This is a genomic window from Nostoc sp., from assembly GCF_036919675.1.
Taxonomy (GTDB): Bacteria; Cyanobacteriota; Cyanobacteriia; order Cyanobacteriales; family Nostocaceae; genus Nostoc.
On the sequence record NZ_JBALCP010000021.1, the window covers coordinates 1 to 17,116 of the forward strand.

Annotated in this window: 15 protein-coding genes and 4 pseudogenes; 5 read left to right on the forward strand and 14 right to left on the reverse strand. The window is 41.5% G+C overall.

Translation table 11 applies throughout. From position 1 onward, the window contains the following. The 5 genes and pseudogenes from V7K49_RS01895 to V7K49_RS01915 all read right to left on the reverse strand — a co-directional run. A pseudogene (locus tag V7K49_RS01895) lies at positions 1-943 on the reverse strand (hypothetical protein); the annotation flags it as partial. A gap of 598 nt (positions 944-1,541) precedes the next feature. Then, positions 1,542-2,948, reverse strand: coding sequence for an inorganic phosphate transporter (locus tag V7K49_RS01900; protein ID WP_335204299.1), 1,407 nt, complete (start codon positions 2,946-2,948; stop codon positions 1,542-1,544). 81 nt (positions 2,949-3,029) lie between these two features. Beyond that, positions 3,030-4,076: a zinc-dependent dehydrogenase gene (locus V7K49_RS01905; RefSeq protein ID WP_335204312.1), complete on the reverse strand. Its 1,047-nt coding sequence runs from the start codon at positions 4,074-4,076 to the stop codon at positions 3,030-3,032. A 58-nt stretch (positions 4,077-4,134) separates the two neighbouring features. Continuing rightward, entirely contained in the window at positions 4,135-4,965 is an 831-nt protein-coding gene (locus tag V7K49_RS01910; protein ID WP_335204300.1) for a PIN domain-containing protein, read from the reverse strand. Positions 4,966-4,984: 19 nt separating this feature from the next. Next, positions 4,985-5,413 (reverse strand): helix-turn-helix domain-containing protein, encoded by a 429-nt coding sequence (locus V7K49_RS01915; protein ID WP_335204301.1) that lies wholly within the window; start codon positions 5,411-5,413, stop codon positions 4,985-4,987. A gap of 198 nt (positions 5,414-5,611) precedes the next feature. On the opposite strand from V7K49_RS01915, the pseudogene V7K49_RS01920 reads away from it, so the two are divergent. Further along, a pseudogene (locus V7K49_RS01920) lies at positions 5,612-5,719 on the forward strand (FAD-dependent oxidoreductase); the annotation flags it as partial. A 198-nt stretch (positions 5,720-5,917) separates the two neighbouring features. After that, positions 5,918-6,424, forward strand: coding sequence for a GNAT family N-acetyltransferase (locus tag V7K49_RS01925; RefSeq protein ID WP_334869368.1), 507 nt, complete (start codon positions 5,918-5,920; stop codon positions 6,422-6,424). A gap of 214 nt (positions 6,425-6,638) precedes the next feature. On the opposite strand, the gene dacB is transcribed toward V7K49_RS01925, so the two are convergent. The 6 genes from dacB to V7K49_RS01955 all read right to left on the reverse strand — a co-directional run bounded on the left by dacB (position 6,639) and on the right by V7K49_RS01955 (position 13,804). Further along, a complete protein-coding gene (gene dacB, locus V7K49_RS01930) occupies positions 6,639-8,102 on the reverse strand; it encodes a D-alanyl-D-alanine carboxypeptidase/D-alanyl-D-alanine endopeptidase (protein ID WP_335204302.1) in 1,464 nt (487 codons plus the stop codon). An 81-nt stretch (positions 8,103-8,183) separates the two neighbouring features. Then, entirely contained in the window at positions 8,184-8,681 is a 498-nt protein-coding gene (locus V7K49_RS01935) for a tellurite resistance TerB family protein (RefSeq protein WP_335067920.1), read from the reverse strand. Positions 8,682-9,152: 471 nt separating this feature from the next. Beyond that, complete coding sequence (locus V7K49_RS01940; protein ID WP_335204303.1) at positions 9,153-10,520, reverse strand: hypothetical protein; 1,368 nt, start codon at positions 10,518-10,520, stop codon at positions 9,153-9,155. Continuing rightward, positions 10,520-10,894: a hypothetical protein gene (locus tag V7K49_RS01945; protein ID WP_335204304.1), complete on the reverse strand. Its 375-nt coding sequence runs from the start codon at positions 10,892-10,894 to the stop codon at positions 10,520-10,522. Before V7K49_RS01945 ends, V7K49_RS01940 begins: the two co-directional genes overlap by 1 nt. Positions 10,895-10,897: 3 nt before the next feature. Further along, positions 10,898-11,836, reverse strand: coding sequence for a CHAT domain-containing protein (locus tag V7K49_RS01950; protein WP_335204313.1), 939 nt, complete (start codon positions 11,834-11,836; stop codon positions 10,898-10,900). Then, positions 11,837-13,804 (reverse strand): tetratricopeptide repeat protein, encoded by a 1,968-nt coding sequence (locus V7K49_RS01955; protein WP_335204306.1) that lies wholly within the window; start codon positions 13,802-13,804, stop codon positions 11,837-11,839. A gap of 339 nt (positions 13,805-14,143) precedes the next feature. Between V7K49_RS01955 and V7K49_RS01960 the strand changes: the two genes are divergently transcribed. Further along, a complete protein-coding gene (locus tag V7K49_RS01960) occupies positions 14,144-14,524 on the forward strand; it encodes an endonuclease domain-containing protein (protein WP_335204308.1) in 381 nt (126 codons plus the stop codon). 173 nt (positions 14,525-14,697) lie between these two features. On the opposite strand, the gene V7K49_RS01965 is transcribed toward V7K49_RS01960, so the two are convergent. Then, on the reverse strand, positions 14,698-14,925 hold the full coding sequence (locus tag V7K49_RS01965) for a hypothetical protein (protein ID WP_335204309.1): 228 nt from the start codon (positions 14,923-14,925) through the stop codon (positions 14,698-14,700). A gap of 127 nt (positions 14,926-15,052) precedes the next feature. On the opposite strand from V7K49_RS01965, the gene V7K49_RS01970 reads away from it, so the two are divergent. Continuing rightward, positions 15,053-15,526: a hypothetical protein gene (locus V7K49_RS01970; RefSeq protein WP_334869349.1), complete on the forward strand. Its 474-nt coding sequence runs from the start codon at positions 15,053-15,055 to the stop codon at positions 15,524-15,526. Positions 15,527-15,649: 123 nt separating this feature from the next. Continuing rightward, a pseudogene (locus V7K49_RS01975) lies at positions 15,650-15,838 on the forward strand (hypothetical protein); the annotation flags it as partial. On the opposite strand, the gene V7K49_RS01980 reads toward V7K49_RS01975, so the two are convergent. Then, positions 15,832-16,176, reverse strand: a complete 345-nt coding sequence (locus V7K49_RS01980) for a helix-turn-helix domain-containing protein (protein ID WP_335204310.1) — start codon at positions 16,174-16,176, stop codon at positions 15,832-15,834. The pseudogene V7K49_RS01975 and the gene V7K49_RS01980 sit on opposite strands and share 7 nt — an antisense overlap. Then, a pseudogene (locus tag V7K49_RS01985) lies at positions 16,173-17,009 on the reverse strand (IS110 family transposase); the annotation flags it as partial. The pseudogene V7K49_RS01985 and the gene V7K49_RS01980, both read right to left, overlap by 4 nt. Positions 17,010-17,116: the final 107 nt, after the last annotated feature.

The following is a 17,116-nucleotide window of genomic DNA, read 5'->3' on the forward strand; positions in this document are numbered from 1 at the left end:
CTGATTTAGTTTCCTTTTGAAACAAGTCCTTGCTGGGGACAGAAATTGGGTTCGCGGCGTTTTCTCTAACAATCGTCGGCTCTGATTTAGTTTCCCTTTGGGACAAGTCCTTGCTGGGAGCAGAAATTGGGTTCGCGGCGTTTTCTCTAACAATCGTCGGCTCTGATTTAGTTTCCCTTTCTAAAAATTTATTCGGGATCGGGGAAATTGGCTCAGAGGAATTTCTTACTACTTCGCCAAACGGTGGCGGGGATGTCTCAAAAGAACTGTTTTTCTCTGGCTCCGTAAACTGCAAAACAGTAGGTGTACCTGCTGTTGCTGGTTTGCGTGAAGTTTCTTCTATAGTTTTTTCTAGTTCTCCATGCAGGCGATTAACAAACTCCGCCAAAATCGTTTCCCCTTGCTGCTGCTGGCTATACATCCGTGACAACTGTTGGGAAAGATTACTTTGATAGTTCTTCAGCTCCTGTTGCAGCGAGTTAAAGGTTACAGTAACGGTGTCATCCAGGCTGTCAAACATGTGTTCAACTTTTTCATTGATTTCACCTACTACAACATTGCTGCTCACTTGGGCGGATTTCAGCGCAGCTTGATCATAAGACTTGCCCTCTATGGTTTGGTTAGCTAAAGTCGCCAGAGAGGATTGCAGTTGTGAAGATATATGCTTTGCCAGAACTTCTGCCAGTTGACGAATTAACACTTGCTGTTCAGTAATTTGGCGCACTTGTTGTAAATGCTCTTTTTCCTCTAGCAAGCTTTGAATGTCATCAGATAACCGATTTTTTTCTGACTGAAGCCGCTTTACATCTTCTTGCAACACTCTGAGGACATTCTGCTGAAGATTTTCTAGGTCTTCAACTACAGCCCAAAGAGCATTTTCTGCTGCTCTAGATAGCTCGCCTCTGACTCTCGGGTTTTCTGGTTGCTTCTCGAATCGCCCCATTAGCTTCTAACCTCTAACACCTTGACGATAAAGCTGCTTCCCGTACAATTTCTTGGCGCTCATCTTAATTTCCTGTATTTTGCCAGATAAATTAAAAATTTTAACAGCACTTCCGCATTTCAACGTAATTTTGTCATACTGAACACAACTTGGCAAAGCATCAAATTTGCGATAGTGCTTAATCCACGGTGTTTTGTTCAGCATTGACAAAAGTATTTGATCAGTTTAATTTACATCAATTATTCGCCAATGAGATTTTTACTTTCAAAGAAATCTCACTCCAAATAAATATTTATTGTTTTGCTGCCAATAGTAATTATCAAAGACTTGTAGATGCGTGCGCTACCGCCACAAAATTGTCTGAGTTGCGAAACTAGCTGTAAATTTGTGTGGAATGTAACTTGTGTGACAGTTTACATCTCTAAATAGAGATTAAAGTATCTTTCTGTGGAAATTCAAAGTTACGCTATCCCCTGCACAACATTCTAATGAATCAGCAGCAATTCTGCAAAAACCCGCTTTTTTGGCGTTGTTGCAGTTTATGTTTTGCTGCGAGTAGATGCAGTAAAGGAAAAAGTTAGCAAAATATTAATAATTCTTACAGGAATAAAATCCGAGCGATGCTAAAGATAGCAGCGCACAGGCCAGCACTCACGGGGATTGTAATTAGCCATGCGGCGGCAATGCCTTGTAGTGTTTTGAACTTAATCGACTTGATATTTTGCACTAGTCCAATACCAACTACACCGCCGACGAGAGCGTGGGAGGTGGAGACTGGTAAACCTAGCCGGGAGGCAATGAGGATGGTGGTAGCAGTAGCAAGTTCGGCACAAAATCCACTACTAGGTTGCAAGGCAATAATGTTTTCGCCAATAGTGGCGATGACTTTTTTACCCCAGACAGCTAAACCACCAACAATACCAGCACCACCAAGGATTAAAATCCAAATCGGGATAGTGATCCCATCTGTAGGTACGCTACCAGTGCGATTAATGTAGACGATCGCAGCTAAAGGAGCGATCGCATTTCCCACATCATTAGAACCATGAGCAAAGGCTACAAAGCAAGCACTTAGCAGTTGGAATCGTCCGAATAAGCGCTCAACTGGATTTTGGACTTCGACTTCGCTCAGTCGAACGATTTGAGATTTTGGACTTCGGCTTACCTCGACTACCTGGACTTCGCTCGGCACAAGTTCGCTCGGTACAAGTCGCTCAGTCGAACGATTTTGGATTGGTGGTAATTCCTGAGTCTGGGGTGGGAATTTTTCCTCCACTTCCCCTAAATCTTCCAATTGTCGCCAACTAATGATAGTGAGTCCAACTGCTGCGATTGCACCCGTTAAGAGTGGGATATCATAAGCAGGGATTGGAAAACCAGCTTGCTCAATTACAAAATTGGTTAGCGGTTCAGTCAGCGATGGTAATACAATTACGCCAAATACACCTAGCAGTAGAGTACTCAACCAGGGAATCCACTCTTGTAACTGCACTAGTTGATTGGGTTGATCCAAAATCCAGTGCTTGATTTGACTGTAAAATAAAGCGGCGATCGCACCACTAATTAACGGCGTCAAAACCCAGCCAATGGTGATCAAGCCAATTGATGACCAATCAATTGCACCTACTCCCAAAGCTACCCAACTAAATCCAGCGATCGCACCAACAACTGCATGAGAAGAGGATACAGGTAAACCGCGTGATGTGGCAATTTGCAACCACACACCACAGGAAATTAGCACCGTTACCATCCCAACAACGAATATTTGAGGTGTAGCTGCGAATAAAGCGGGATTAGCAATTTTCGTCGCTAGGGTTTCGGTTACTTCATGTCCAAACAATACAGCCCCTGTAAACTCTAATACCCCAGCAATTATTAATGCCTGTTTGAGAGTAACAGCTTTGGAACCTACAGAGGTTCCCATTGCGTTAGCAACATCGTTTGCTCCGAGATTCCAGGCGACGTAGAAGGCTAGTAGAGCGACTGCAACTAGGGTAATAAGCATTTTTTTGAGTTTAACAAAAAGACGAGGGAGCAGGAGGAGATGGGGGAGAAAAATTGCTTCCTCATCTCCTTCATCTCCCTTTTACGGATAAATTAAGATTTTATAAGTATCCGGTGTGGGTGCGATCGCAACTTCCACAGCTGCTGATAAATCTTTTAATGGATAGTGATCGCTAATCAACGCTTGCACGTCAATCCGCTGATTAAATACAATATCAGCTGATAGACTCTGAAGCCGATAAGATGAGCTGTAACTGCCGATCAAGTCAATTTCCCGACGGTAGAGGATATTGGGGTTGATGGAAATTTCCACCTCATCAGGGAATTCAGCGAAAAACAAGATTTTGCCACCCTTACGGGTACAATCTAGTGCTTGAAAGAAAGCTTTATCACTAGGAACAGCCAGCAGGGTAACATCAACACCCACTCCACCAGTTAGGGCATGGATTTTTGCTGGTAAATCGGGATCACGAGCATCAAAAGCCGCCTCTGCACCAACACTCAAGGCTTTTTGGATTCTTGAGGGCAGTAAATCGGTGGCGATCGCTTTTGCTCCGAAATACTTCGCCAACATGATAAACATTAACCCAATTGGCCCAGCACCAGTAACTAAGACAGTTTGTCCTGGGGCAATTTGGGCTTTTTTAACAGCTTTCAAGCAGCAGTTAGTCGGTTCTACAAAACTCGCTTCTTCAAAACTGATGCGATCGGGGATAGGAATCAGCCCGCCATTTTGGACAATATGTCCGGGAACCTTGACATAATCAGCAAAACCGCCGCCACTGGCGTTAAAGCCTGCGGTTGTGGAGATGTTTTTGTAAACATCGCACATGGAGAAATTATCATTTAGGCAGTAGGTGCAACGCATACAGGGGATGTGGTGCATCACCGCTACCCGTTGTCCAACTTGCCAACCTTTGACATTATTGCCTAGTGCTGCGATCGTGCCGGCAGTTTCATGTCCAAAAATGCGCGGCGGTTCATACAGTGGATAACGAATTTTTTTAATATCTGACTGACACAACCCCACTACCCGCACCTGTACCAGCACTTCATCTGGTTCTAGGGTTGGAACTGGGATATCTTCGTAAGACAGCTGATTGACGCCTCTAAATACTTGTGCTTTCACGTTGGTTTTTCCCCGCTCAACGATACTAGATGTAACATTAGCAGTCAACGTTAGGCTATCAGATTTGTGATTTCTGTGTCTTAGCCTGTTCTAGTTCTTGTTGTAAGCTCTGTTCAAATACTTGGAATGCCTTTATATCCGCTGATGAGAACTTTCCTTGAATTTTGCCATTCTTAACTTCTAGGAGATTACCCCTATTATCTTTAGCAGTAATTGTTAAAATTCCCCTCTTTTGCCAGAGTCGATACCGTTCACCTTCTAAATATCGACCACCCTCTGGTATTGGTCTTCCTACTATATTCAGAGCTTTGTTTGTAGTATGGAAAATACTTTCACTGTATTCATGCGATAAAACCTTACTGGCGAATATTGGTACTTCTTTACTGAGCAGATCAAGTAGCTCGACAAAAGTCAGCGGGGGCTTTTTTAAATCTAGAGACCATCGCTGTATTACTTGAAGTATGGAGTTTGGGTCAAGATTGTAAAGGTGAGTAAGAAAGGTATCTGGGTGTTGCGCTTCTATTTCCCAACCAGCCAGATCCTTGGCTTGAAAATGCTTGAGATTTGAGGTGACAATTATATCAGCCTTAGCTGTGACAGCAGCAGCCAGAACATGGCGATCACCAGGGTGATTTGTCATAATTTCAGGTAATCCATTTGGCACTTCCACCATTGCTTCTGGAAAGGCTGCTGTAATTGTCCCCTCCAACTTCATTGCTCTCTCAACTGACATCTTCCCTGTAATTACAAGGTTGCGAGTTGCACCATCAAGAATTTCCTGCGACCAATAAGGTAAATAACAACCAGCCCTAGCACAACGAAGTAGAATGTCACGCAGGTACATGGGGAACATCACACAAGAGTCTAAGAGAACAAGCTGTTCAGCCATTTTGTTGGTTGAATTACTCCTATTCGTAGAATCCTGCTTCTTGGCTCATCTGAGTTAGCTCAGTTAAGAGTTGATCACGCTTCACATCTCGCTGCTGTTTGTAATTGATTAAATCATCAAAACGAACCCGTCGATGTGAACCCACCTTAATGTGAGGAATTTCACCTTGTTCTAATAACTTGATCAAGTAAGGACGTGATACATTAAGGAGTTCAGCCGCTTGTTGTGTCGTCAGTTCCTGTTGTTGAGGAATTATAGATATAGCCTTACCTGATGCCATTGCATGGACAACTTGAAGCAACACCTGATAAATCGGCTCAGGAATGTTAATTTTTTCTCCGTTAGCTCCTACCAGTTTCGCCTGAAAATCTTTAACGCTCAGTATGCGATCCAGTTCTTTGATAGATTGAGCTTCTAGCTGTGGAGATATTACAGAATCTAAAGACATGTTCTGTTTCAACATCATATTAGTCTACTACTGTATTGCAGGGTTTGTCATTAGCAATGCAATTTACACTGGCAATCTTATTCACTATCTTAATCATACACACTACATAAACGAAATATCCGAAAAATAAAATAAATTATCTTGTCTGAGTCCAAGCTATCTGGGAAGAATATGTCGAAACTCCAGCGAGGTTAAGGGATAGTTAATCAGACATACACGGCTGATGTCTTAGCTGTCGGTAGAGGAACCGGAGGAACTTCGGCTGCTATCCAAGCGGCACGACGGGGAGCCAAAACTATTCTGGTGAGATAGTCTAGTAATCTGTCAAGTTTGATTTGATCGGTTCGTAGTTGGCGCTGTCTTGGCTAAAGCGCAAACTACGAACAATCCGCACCCCTCAATTATTTATTGACAGATTACTAGGGTGTGTTACGGCTTTCGGAACGCTGTTAACGCTGTATTATTTTTGAATATTTTCTCAAGATTTTCTCTAAAACGGTAGCAATGACTATTCGCCATGCAACTGAAACTGACTTGCCTGCTATTGTGGCAATTTATAATGCTGCAATTCCTAGCCGCATGGCAACCGCTGATTTAGAGCCAGTATCTGTGGAAAGTCGCCTTCCTTGGTTTAAGGCGCGATCGCCTTCACAACGCCCACTTTGGGTAATCGAAGTAGAGGGAGTAATTGCTGGATGGCTTAGTTTCCAATCCTTTTATGGGCGGCCCGCCTATAGTACAACTGCCGAAATTAGTATTTACATAGCCCCTCACTTTCATCGATGTGGTTTGGGACGACAACTATTAGCACAAGCAATTAGCGAAAGTCCTAGTTTGGGTTTAAAGACCCTAGTATGCTTAATTTTTGCCCACAATCAACCCAGTTTAAAACTTTTTGAAACATTTGGTTTTGAGCATTGGGGACATTTACCTAAAATTGCCGAACTTGACAGTGTTGAATGCGACTTAGTGATCATGGGACTCCGAATTATTGACACTCCCACAGCTTGAAGTTGTAAGAGTGCAAGGTTTCAGTGAATCTGTTCATTGCCGATACATCTACCCAAATACAACTGCGAAACTCGCTATCTTTGTCTATAACAGTTATTCCACAAGAAGGGCAAAATTCTTACTGCGATTGGATGCGCGAACACATCTCTGACAACGGATAGTTACCATAGTAGGCAAATGTAGAGACGCGAAATTTTGCATCTATAAACATTTCTTAACAACGCTGCAACTGTGTCAACAACACAACAATTTCATCAATTGCCTGCCGCACAACTGTTGCAGGTTGCTCCGATTGATTCACAATAATACTAAAAACCAACGGCTCATATTTAGGCACATTCATATATCCAGATAGAGAAATTACACCCGTTAAAGTACCTGTTTTTGCTTGCACAATGCCCTCAGCAGATGTGTTTTCAAAGCGGCCCTTCAAGGTTCCACTTTTACCCGCCACGGGTAAAGATGCGCGATACACATATGCTGCTGGTGTTCTTGCTATTCCTCGCAAAGTTTGTACAAAAGCTTCTGGTGTCACTAAGTTACGACGTGATAAACCCGAACCATCCACTAAAATATAATTTGCGGGATCAACTCCCAATTGAGTTAAGCTTGCTTTGACAACTTCCAAACCTACATCAGCGCTAGTCTGATTTTTCATTTTGGGTTTTTTCACAGCTAATGCTCTCAGCAGTGCTTCAGCATAAAGATTATTACTATTCTGAAGAGTTTCCATTAATAATTCAGATAAAGGTGGCGACTCTACAAATGCTATTTCTTCTTGATTAACACCACCACTTACTACTAATGTTTGCCCCAAGGTAATTTTTTCTGTTGCCAAAACAGTACGGAAGCGCCGTAAGAAGTAATAATTAGGGTCAACTACAGGCAAATCTATTAAAGACGGTTCGGAATTCGTTGTCAGTTGTCCTTGAATTCGTAATACTGTTCCGGATAATTCGCGGGTAACATTGACGAAGGTTGGTTGATTTTGGGCAACGGTTACTGACTGATTAATTGTCCGCCACTGTTTCGCCTCGCCAGCATCAATCCACAGCACTTGTAAAGATTTACCTACAGCCTGTGGTACAAGTTTTAAGCTAAAAATATTTTGATTTAGAATAAAGCTGCTGACTGGTGCGCCATAGTCTGACTGCACATCTTCCCATTGCCAGGTAGGATTAACAATATCCCCTTGAATATAACTATCATCAGCTATCAACCGCTGAATTTGGGTAATACCTTTGTGTTTTAGCTGCTGTGCCAATGTTTGCAGTTGAGTATCACTTAAGCTGGGATCTCCCCTACCAACAACACGTAAAACACCATTGCCATTCTGATAAATTGAGGTGCGAATCCGAAAATTAGCACCCAATTGCTGCAATGCAGCTGCTGTTGTCAGCAATTTGAGGTTAGATGCAGGAGTAAAATATTTCTGAGCATCCCGACTGTAAAGAGTTGGCCCGGTTGACAGGGGTTGTACCAAAATTCCCCAGCGCCCCCGACTGAACAAGGGACGATTGATTACAGCATCTATAGCTGTTCCCAGTTGGCTAGAGCAAATTGATTTTGTGGAAGTTGTTGGCGGAACTGGGGTTTGTGCTTTAGCTGCTGGCTGGGTAACACCAATTTGAGTCCCCAGAAACAGCAGCATTAAGCTAAGAGAAATTTTCCTGGTCATCACATAGTTTTTAAAACTACTTGATGATAATACCTTGGTATGACATTTTTTTTACGTCAGTTCTACAGGGGGAAATTAAGACTATTCTTCCTCTTCTTCTTCTTCATCTTCATCATCTTCCTCTTCCTCTTCTTCCTCATCTGCCCCGAATACTTCGTCTATCAGTTCTTGTGCTCGTTTGTCTGAAATCTTCAAGGCTTCCTGAAGCTCAGAGATATAATCTTGTTCGGTTTCGGGTACTTCCTCATCAATCCCTACCACCAAGATAGCGGTGATGTATGCAGCTTCGCGATAACCTTTATTCGGTAGGGATGCGATCGCCTGATCGATTAAAACTTGAGGTTCTTCTTCTTCTAGCAAGCTGGCAACTTTCTCAGTCAACTCTTCATAGTCTTCATCAGAGTAATCTTCAAATTGGGAAACACTACCCAACATTTTACTCAAACCATATTGTTCTTCTAGGGTTATACCATCACCATCAGCAGCTGCGGAAAAGAGTCCAATAACTGCGATCGCAACTTCTGGTTCTAAAGCAACTGAACTGGTACTACGGCCTTTGGGCAACTTGCGTTTAGACATAATTATCCTTTAAAAGTTACGTGATATTTCAGGAAGTAATACGTTACGTTTTCTAAACCTTCCTAAATTTATGATTCCCAAAAGAATGGGGAGAAATACATTGGTATGAATCTTTTTTTCATCAAAAATCCGCCGAGGATACATTTTTTGGCGGATAAAAACGGTTAAGTTGCCTTGAGCGAGCAAGGTTTTTAGTACTTGTGTACGCCACCGCTGCCTAAGAGGATATTTGAAAAGTTATGATTGATCTATCAAATATTCTTTTACCCCACCCTAACCCTCCCCTTATAAAGGGGAGGGAATCGGATTTTCTTGTTTCCCCCCTTTATAAGGGGGGATTAAGGGGGGTAATCATTCGATCAATATCACAAAAGTATTCATCTAGAATTTCATCTACTGGTTACGGATCAAGTTTTGTAATTGTTCTGTCGTCATATTTTTTATTTCCATAGATTCTCGGAAAAATTTACTTTATTTACGTTTGGTAATCAGCCAACCTAAAGCGATAAATATCAAGGTAGCAATGATGCTTAAAGTTAACGATGCGTAAAGGGGATGTTTTTGTATTAACGGTAGATTAATTTTATCAATGTGTGTTGTGAATACGCCAGAGGCGATCGCACCACCGCCAAAGCCTATACCTAATATTTGAATTGTGTTTTCTAGGGAGCGATCGCTCTCACTTTGTTCTGTTTCTACTATACCGCGAATTGTATCAACGAATTGTCCAAACAATTCTTGACCTGGAGTCAGATAGTTAATATCTGTTTGTATTTGTTCTTGCCATTTTTTACAGTCTTTATTAATAAAATCTTGCCAAAATTGGGGGCTATTTCCGCTACCAATAGTTTGAATATTCTCTAAACAAATTCTGTAATTAGTAATATTAGTAGTAATTGCTGTGTGGTGCGTTTGTAAATCTTGCAAACATCTGGTGTAATCAAAGCTTTTTGTGGGGATTTCTCCCATTAAGCTTTTTAAGCCAGATAATTGTGTTTGATTTTCAGATATCAGGCTATTAAATTTTTGGATTTTATTTTCTAAATCACTATAAATTGTTCTCGCTTCTCGGTAGCGTTGACGTGCTATTTCATAAATGTAAAGTATTTTGTGGTAGCTACAAAGTAAATTTAGCAACCAGTCATAAGCTTCTACTGCAAGTGTTGCTGTTGCAGCTTGACTATTATTAATGAGTATTAAAATATGGCTTTGTTTGGCAGGATTATCTGGTTTATCTGCGTCAAGTGCTTGGTATTCAAATAAAAGACTACCAAACAGTTTTCCCTGTTGTGTTCGTACAGTATTTAAATTTGTGCCAGCTACTAAGGCTATTGCTAATTTTTTAGCTAGTTTATCACAATCTTCAGTTGGATCTACTTCTCCATAAATCAATAATGTTTGTCCTAAAGATGCTTGAATATTAGATGGTAGTAAGGAACTTGGTTTAAAATATTGCAGTTGTGCTATGTCTATGGAAATGTATGGTGATTCTGGAACCAGAGTTAAATCAACTGCGTAGGTATCGTTAAGCAAAAAAGGCTGAAGATTAGCATTAATTTTAAAGCCTTCTGCTGTGGGAAGACTACCCAAATCTAAATCTTGAGCATCAATTAACCGTTCTGGTATTCTTCCTATTTCCCGCTTCGGGTCGTATTTACCATTTTGATAACAAATTAATTTTGAGCGTAAATCTTTCAACCCAACAAAAGTTAGCGAACCTTCACCCAGTTTCACCAGATTTTCCCACAAGAGATTAGCATCTGCCAGAACTTCACCAGGAAGTTCAGTTAGGGTGTGGTGAAGATGAAAAGCATAGAGGCTGAGGCTGAAATTCTTCACTATTTTTTGTCGGCTTTCGTGTTTTCAGACAAAGGAGAGTTGTTTTTTATGGCGTTATCTACAAGTTCCTTTGATGATTCACTAGGTTGATTGACTGGAGTTTGTGATTTACTATTAGCTATTCCTATGTTTCTGTCTCCATCAATAGGAGATGCAACAGCGAGTGATTTCAGGTATTGCTTGTAGGCTTCTAGAAGTTGACTACGAGATTCTGGTTGCAACCAATTTTCTATAATTTCTGAAATTTCCTCATTGTCTTCTGGTAACTGATTAGATAGTTGCTGCAATTCATTCCAGTCTTGAGTAGGAATCAATTTTGATTGAGAGTCAAGCACTTGAATAAAAGCTAAGACGCTATTTTTATAAACTGACATTTTCTAAACTCCTTTACCTATGTTACAAAAAGCAGCCCAATAAAAAGGTGATTCAAAAGGTTTGGTTGAGGCATTTTCATGCTGATCATCAAAATATTGATTTAGTTGTGCCTGCCAAACTAGACTTAGTGAGCAATTACTCAGCCAATTTTGAAAGCCTTTGACTGTCGTATCCCTTAACCAACGTTGTGCTGTATTTAAAGCTAATACAATATTACTTTGCTGCTGTAGTTCTTCGTAAAATTTAATCATCAATAAAGCTGTAGCTGTAGCACTTACAGTCCAAAGGCTACTGACTACATTAGTGCTACCAGCTAACAAAAATCCACTGGGGAAACCAATGTATTCATCACTAGTGCTTGTGAAGTCGGTAAAACCAGTTTCGCAAGCAGAGAGAGTGACTAGGCGGCAGTTTTCTAGTTTGAAGTAAGTAATGATATCTGCTAAAGTCAGGTTTCCATCAGCTAACTGTAAACCAGAATCTTGGGGAGAAGCAGAGTTAAAGTATCCATGACAAAAGAAAAAAACACAGTTAGCTTTCAGCAATTTTTCATTTAGTATAACATTGTGAATATTTTCATTAATGCCGAGCAGAATTGCTGGCTTGTTAGCTTGGTCTTGCTTCAAAATCTTAACATCATTAAACTGTTTTTTGATGGCTGCAACTGCTACTAAATCTTTTTCGTAGCCTTGATATAAATCTTCTGTGGGGTTTTGGATAGCAAATAAAGATTGAAAATCACGACATTGACGCAATTGGACTTGTTGCAGAAGTTGACAACTGGGTGCATAGCCTACACCGTTGGGGAATAAGTCAATTAGGTATGATTCTTTGACAGGTAAAGCATGGAGAGGAAACAGGTGTAAGTTGCGATGAGGAATAAGGATTAATCTGTCGCATTGTTTGGGTATTTGGTCTAAGATATCCTCAATATGCAGAATTTATGCTAACTTTTTCAGGCGTTCTTCTAGCTGATTCTGCCATTGGATTTTATTTTCGTCTTCCGGGTTGTAGTAGTCATCTAGATATTCATTTGTCCAATCGATTAAGGCATCTAAGTCTTGTTGACTAGAATGCCAGATGGCTGGCTTGTTGTCGCTGGTGATCATGAAAACGCGAAAACAATCATTAAAAAGATACCATTCGATGATTGTAGTTTTGTTATCTAAGAGTTTTTGAATTTCTGAAAATTGGATGCTGCTACTAACTAAAGGCAACCTTTCTAGGCTTGTTGATGTTGCTTTAGTTAACAGTTCTACTAAATTGCGGGTTTTGCTACGTTCAATATATTCTATTGCCTCGGTGTCTCTTTTGAATTCCAGGCAAACTTCCACCATGTGTTTATAAAGTTGATTCCATTCTTCTGCTTGTTTACGCTTGGCTTCATCGCCAGAAACAATATCTCCGCGCAAAGCTTCGACTGTAGCAATAGCAGAGGCAAAGGTATTGTAAGCTAAGTCAAATTGTTCTGTTTCTTGATAGACAAGACCGAGATTGAATAAAGTTTCCGCATGGTTTTGGGGAAAGGCGCTTTGGGTATATACGGACAGTGCAGCAAAATAAGCATTGATTGCTAATTCAATATTCCCGGCTCGTTTTCCTAATATTCTGTCAAGGTAAGCATTCCCGATATTATTTTGCGTCATTGCCCAATCTTGGGGAAAGGTGCTGCGGGTTAAGACTTTGAGTGCAGCAGAATAAGCAGTGATCGCTAATTCAATATTCTCGGCTCGTTTTCCTAATATTCTGTTATGGTAAGCAAGCCCCAGATTATTGTGCGTTGTTGCCCAATCTTGGGGAAAGGCGCTACGGGTGTATACTTCCAGTGCCTCAGTAAAAGCAGCGATCGCCAATTCAATATTCTCGGCTCGCTCTCCTAGTATTCTGCTACCGTAAGCAGTGGCCAGATTATTTTGTGTCATTGCCCAATCTTCAGGAAAAGCCCTGCGGGTTCTGACTTCCTGTGCGGCTCTATAAGCAGCGATCGCTAATTCAATATTCTCGGCTTGTTCTCCTAATATTCTGATACTGTAAGCAGTGGCCAGATTATTTTGTGTCATTGCCCAATCTTCAGGAAAAGCGCTGCGGGTTCTGACTTTCAGTGCTGCTTTATAAGCAGCGATCGCCTTTTCCAAATTCTCAGATCGTTCTCCGAATATTCTGACACGGTAAGCATTCCCCAGATTATTTTGAGTCGTTGCCCAATCAACAGGAAAGGCGCTGCGGGTTCTTACTTCCAGAGCAGTAGAAAAAGCAGCGATCGCACTTTCAATATTCTCGGCTGGTTCTCCTTTTATTCTCTCACAGTAAGCAATCCCCAGATTATTTTGCGTGGTTGCCCAATCAACAGGAAAGGCGCTGCGGGTATAAACAGTTAAGGCGATTTCGTAGCCAGCGATCGCAATTTCCATATTGCTGGCTTTGCTACCCAAGGGGAATTGCTGAATCAGATTACTAAAATTACTAATCACCTCGGCAATGTATTCTGCTGTATCTGGTTCCGCTTCTGCTAGGGTATTTGTTGCCCAACGGCGCAACAAATCAGCAAAAATATCATTGAGTTTATCGGTATTTGCTGCCAGCAATGGGTAAATTACTTCAGCATCGCCGTTGCTTTCTGCTGTTGCTTGCAGTATTTCTTGTAAAAATTGCCTGTAAGTGTCTATATCTTCTTGAGTGATGGGGGTAGTTTCTGGGGTAGTGAGATATGTTGCTAAGTTTCTTAACCACTCGGCAGTATTTTCCTCTCCCTGCTGGGCAAAATGCTCTGCTGCTGCTACAACAACCTGCACAAAGTCAGCATCTAGCAATTCTGTATTCGCTGCTAATATCTCTGGTTCTTCCCCGCTAGGGCAACTTAGCAGGGTTTGAATTAGCTGATTATAAGCCTGTAAACGCTGTTCGTTCATGAGCAGGTGTGAGTTAGACGCATCTTGATGAAGCTTCAACGATATTATCCTCAATTTCTGAAAAATGAGGGGTAAAAAGTTTTAGATCCTCGTTAAAAAGGCTACGGTGTACACGCAAGTTATTGAATTACCCCTCCCTAACCCTCCCCGATGTATTGGCTACGGTGTACACACAAGTTATCGAATTACTACCAGTCCTCGAATTACCCCACCCTAACCCTCCCCTTGTAAAGGGGAGGGAACAAGAATCTCTATCTCTTGTTTCCCCCCTTTACAAGGGGGGATTAAGGGGGGTAATCCAGGGAATAATAAGCACATTCCAGGAATATGAAAACGCTGATGACAAAACTGTATAACCAAACCTCAGAAAAGCAAAAACGGCAAACTCTCAGAAACAATATGCCCCCATCTGAAAAAATAGTTTGGGCAAAACTTAGAAATCAACAAATTGAAAGCTGTAAATTTCGCAGACAATACAGTATTGACAGATTTGTAGTGGATTTTTATTCTTCGGAATTGAGACTTGCCATAGAAATTGATGGTGATAGTCACTATCAAGATGGAGTTCCAGAATATGACTGCGATCGCCAAGCATTTTTGGAATCAAAAGGTACGAGGATTTTGAGATTTACGAATCAAGAAGTTTATCAAGATATTGATGGTGTGGTGGATAAGATTAGCGAAGTTATTTGTCGGTTGAGGGAAGTTACCCCACCCTAACCCTCCCCTTATAAAGGGGAGGGAACTAGATTTCTTTTTTCCCCCCTTTCTAAAGGGAGGGAACTAGATTTCTTTTTTCCCCCCTTTCTAAGGGGGGATTAAGGGGGGTAATTCGACTTGTGTGTACACCGTAGCTTATAAAGGGGAGGGAATTAGATGTTCTAGTTTCCCCTTTATAATGTTATTTTGGCGATCGCATTTATTGATTTAGGGATCGCATTTATGATTTCGGCGATCGCATTTATTGATTTGGCGATCGCATTTATGATTTCGGCGATCGCATTTATGATTTCGGCGATCGCATTTATTGATTTGGCGACTGCATTTATGATTTCGGCGATCGCATTTATTGATTTGGCGACTGCATTTATGATTTCGGCGATTCCTGTTGCTGATTGCACTTATTCTCAAACAAGAAATCGATATTAAAAATGAGTAAAAATACAGACAAACTCGTAATTAGTTCGTTGAACTTTTAATGAAATAAATCCACAAAACTACCCATCTCAGGTAAAAGGATACTCCACTATGTTGAAAAAGGAATTATTAAAAAAAGGATATCTCATGTCTTTAAGAACTCGTGGTTCTGCTGCTGTTGACAAAGCCCAACTTCGTCTCGCCTTGCTTAAATCCGTTGAAGAAAATCTGGATTTAGGACATGGATTAACCATTGAAGCCTACAACCATTTCATCAACACTACCCGTGCGACGTTAGAAGCTCATAATACGCTTGTGTCCAATCTTGAAGAATCGCGTAAAACAATAACCCAGATGGATAAAGCCCTCTCCGAAATGTCTGAACGAATGCTAAGTGGAGTTGCAACTGTCTATGGCAAAAACAGTATAGAGTATTCCAAAGCTGGCGGCTCTAATCGAAAAAGAAGTAAACAATCTAGTTCAAAAGTTGCTCCACTTGTAGCGGTTCTTGCTACTCAACCTGCTCAAGCTGCAATTGCCAATGCGTCAACTAACGGTAAAAGCACAACTCCTTTGCTGCAATAATCCACTTCATGCATAAATCTAGTGCCATGTCAAGGCTAAAATTGTGCATTAAATGTCAGTTGGGTTGACGTAAGGAAACCCAACCTACGTTTAATCCATCTGAATTTTATAGTGGCGATCGCCTTGAGTTACGATAACACCTGCAAATACCTTGCTGAAAAATACCCTGGTGACTTTGCCAGATGGTTACTTGCATCTGACACCTCAGATATCCAAGTACTCAAAACCGAACTCAACCTTGAACCGATTCGCGCTGATTCGGTAACCTTCCTGCAAATCTCTAACCAAATTTTACATTTAGAGTTTCACTCTAGCAAATAACGATAGGTTGCTTTGATAATTTGGGACAGCGCATAAGCTGTATCCGAATCAAGACGTTTATCTCCCAATATCAACAAGACAATTTCTTGCTCAGTATCTAACTCTAGTTCTTGTTGGTCAGTCAGAAATAAATCACCTGGTGGCACTTTTAACCAATTGCAAAGAGCTATAAATGTCTCCATGTCGGGTATACTGCCATTTTCTATCCTTGATAGTGTAGATGGACTAACATTGCCAATTTTTGCGGATATTTCGCGCAACCCTTTATTGCCCCGCTTGTTGCGAACTAGTGCCGCTAGTCGGTTAGTGTCTAAATAAATATTAGTCATTTCTTTACCAGTTCCCGAAACAATAACCGCGCTGCCTTGGCTGCAACCCGATTTCTAACAAGCTTCACTGGTCGGCCCGCTGCTTTTTCAGTATCTAACTGTTCACCCAGGCTTTTACCAATTTCATTTTTAAGGCGCGATCGCTTCGGCTCGATCCTTGTAAAAACCCACTGCCATAGAGACTTGCGACACAAATCCGATCCGCCCACTACTTTGGCTTTACGGCTATCGCCGGATGCTTCCATTGAGGGAGCAGCACCTAAAGCTTTTTGAAATCTTCTCAGTGAAAGGTGACGTTTGGTCGGCTTTTTGGAGTTTCGCCCCTGGCGTATTTTCACCTCTGGTTTACCTTCTGCATCTAAGAACCCCTCAATGGGGTAAATCTGAGAGATGATCACCGAGCAAAGGCGATCGCCAAACCCAAACTTTTTAAAAACTGTGCGGTAATGATCAAAGCGAGAATCAGCAAGCAATTCTCTCAACTCTGCCTCGATGACGTGTTCCTCTCTCTGGAGGTCACAGATCCGTTTTGCGTGTTGGCGAACTGTGTCTGTGAGGCCTAATCCCACGCTTTGGGAGTAGATGCGGTCATATGTGGATTTTCTCTCAAGAGCTAACCAGCCCCACAGTAGCGGTACTTCTCCAGCTTCACCGCGGACTGATTTCACCAGTGCCACTTCTGGAAACTGCCAAGCTAAATCCTGCCGCGCTCGGTTCACGATCGGTGACTGTACCCGGTTAAGGTGAGCAAGTCTCAGCACCAGTTCCCGAATTTTGACAATAGCGCGATCGCGAATTTGGACAAATCGACGCGGTTCTTTTTGGTAATCAAAGTCCCTAGTCCCCAATACGGTTCAGTTAAGGGTCAAAGTGGTGTAAATTAAGCATTGTTCCCAAGAAAGGAAATTAAGTATCGTGCATCTGAGGGATTTCTCGTTGA

Excerpts from the sequence above, each read along its gene's own strand:
- V7K49_RS01945 (WP_335204304.1), bottom strand. The coding sequence starts at position 10,894 with ATGTCAGTTTATAAAAATAGCGTCTTAGCTTTTATTCAAGTGCTTGAC.
- V7K49_RS01915 (WP_335204301.1), bottom strand. The coding sequence starts at position 5,413 with ATGTCTTTAGATTCTGTAATATCTCCACAGCTAGAAGCTCAATCTATC.
- V7K49_RS01935 (WP_335067920.1), bottom strand. The coding sequence starts at position 8,681 with ATGTCTAAACGCAAGTTGCCCAAAGGCCGTAGTACCAGTTCAGTTGCT.
- V7K49_RS01960 (WP_335204308.1), top strand. The coding sequence starts at position 14,144 with ATGACAAAACTGTATAACCAAACCTCAGAAAAGCAAAAACGGCAAACT.
- V7K49_RS01955 (WP_335204306.1), bottom strand. The coding sequence starts at position 13,804 with ATGAACGAACAGCGTTTACAGGCTTATAATCAGCTAATTCAAACCCTG.
- V7K49_RS01910 (WP_335204300.1), bottom strand. The coding sequence starts at position 4,965 with ATGGCTGAACAGCTTGTTCTCTTAGACTCTTGTGTGATGTTCCCCATG.
- V7K49_RS01925 (WP_334869368.1), top strand. The coding sequence starts at position 5,918 with ATGACTATTCGCCATGCAACTGAAACTGACTTGCCTGCTATTGTGGCA.
- V7K49_RS01980 (WP_335204310.1), bottom strand. The coding sequence starts at position 16,176 with ATGACTAATATTTATTTAGACACTAACCGACTAGCGGCACTAGTTCGC.
- V7K49_RS01900 (WP_335204299.1), bottom strand. The coding sequence starts at position 2,948 with ATGCTTATTACCCTAGTTGCAGTCGCTCTACTAGCCTTCTACGTCGCC.
- dacB (WP_335204302.1), bottom strand. The coding sequence starts at position 8,102 with ATGACCAGGAAAATTTCTCTTAGCTTAATGCTGCTGTTTCTGGGGACT.
- V7K49_RS01970 (WP_334869349.1), top strand. The coding sequence starts at position 15,053 with ATGTTGAAAAAGGAATTATTAAAAAAAGGATATCTCATGTCTTTAAGA.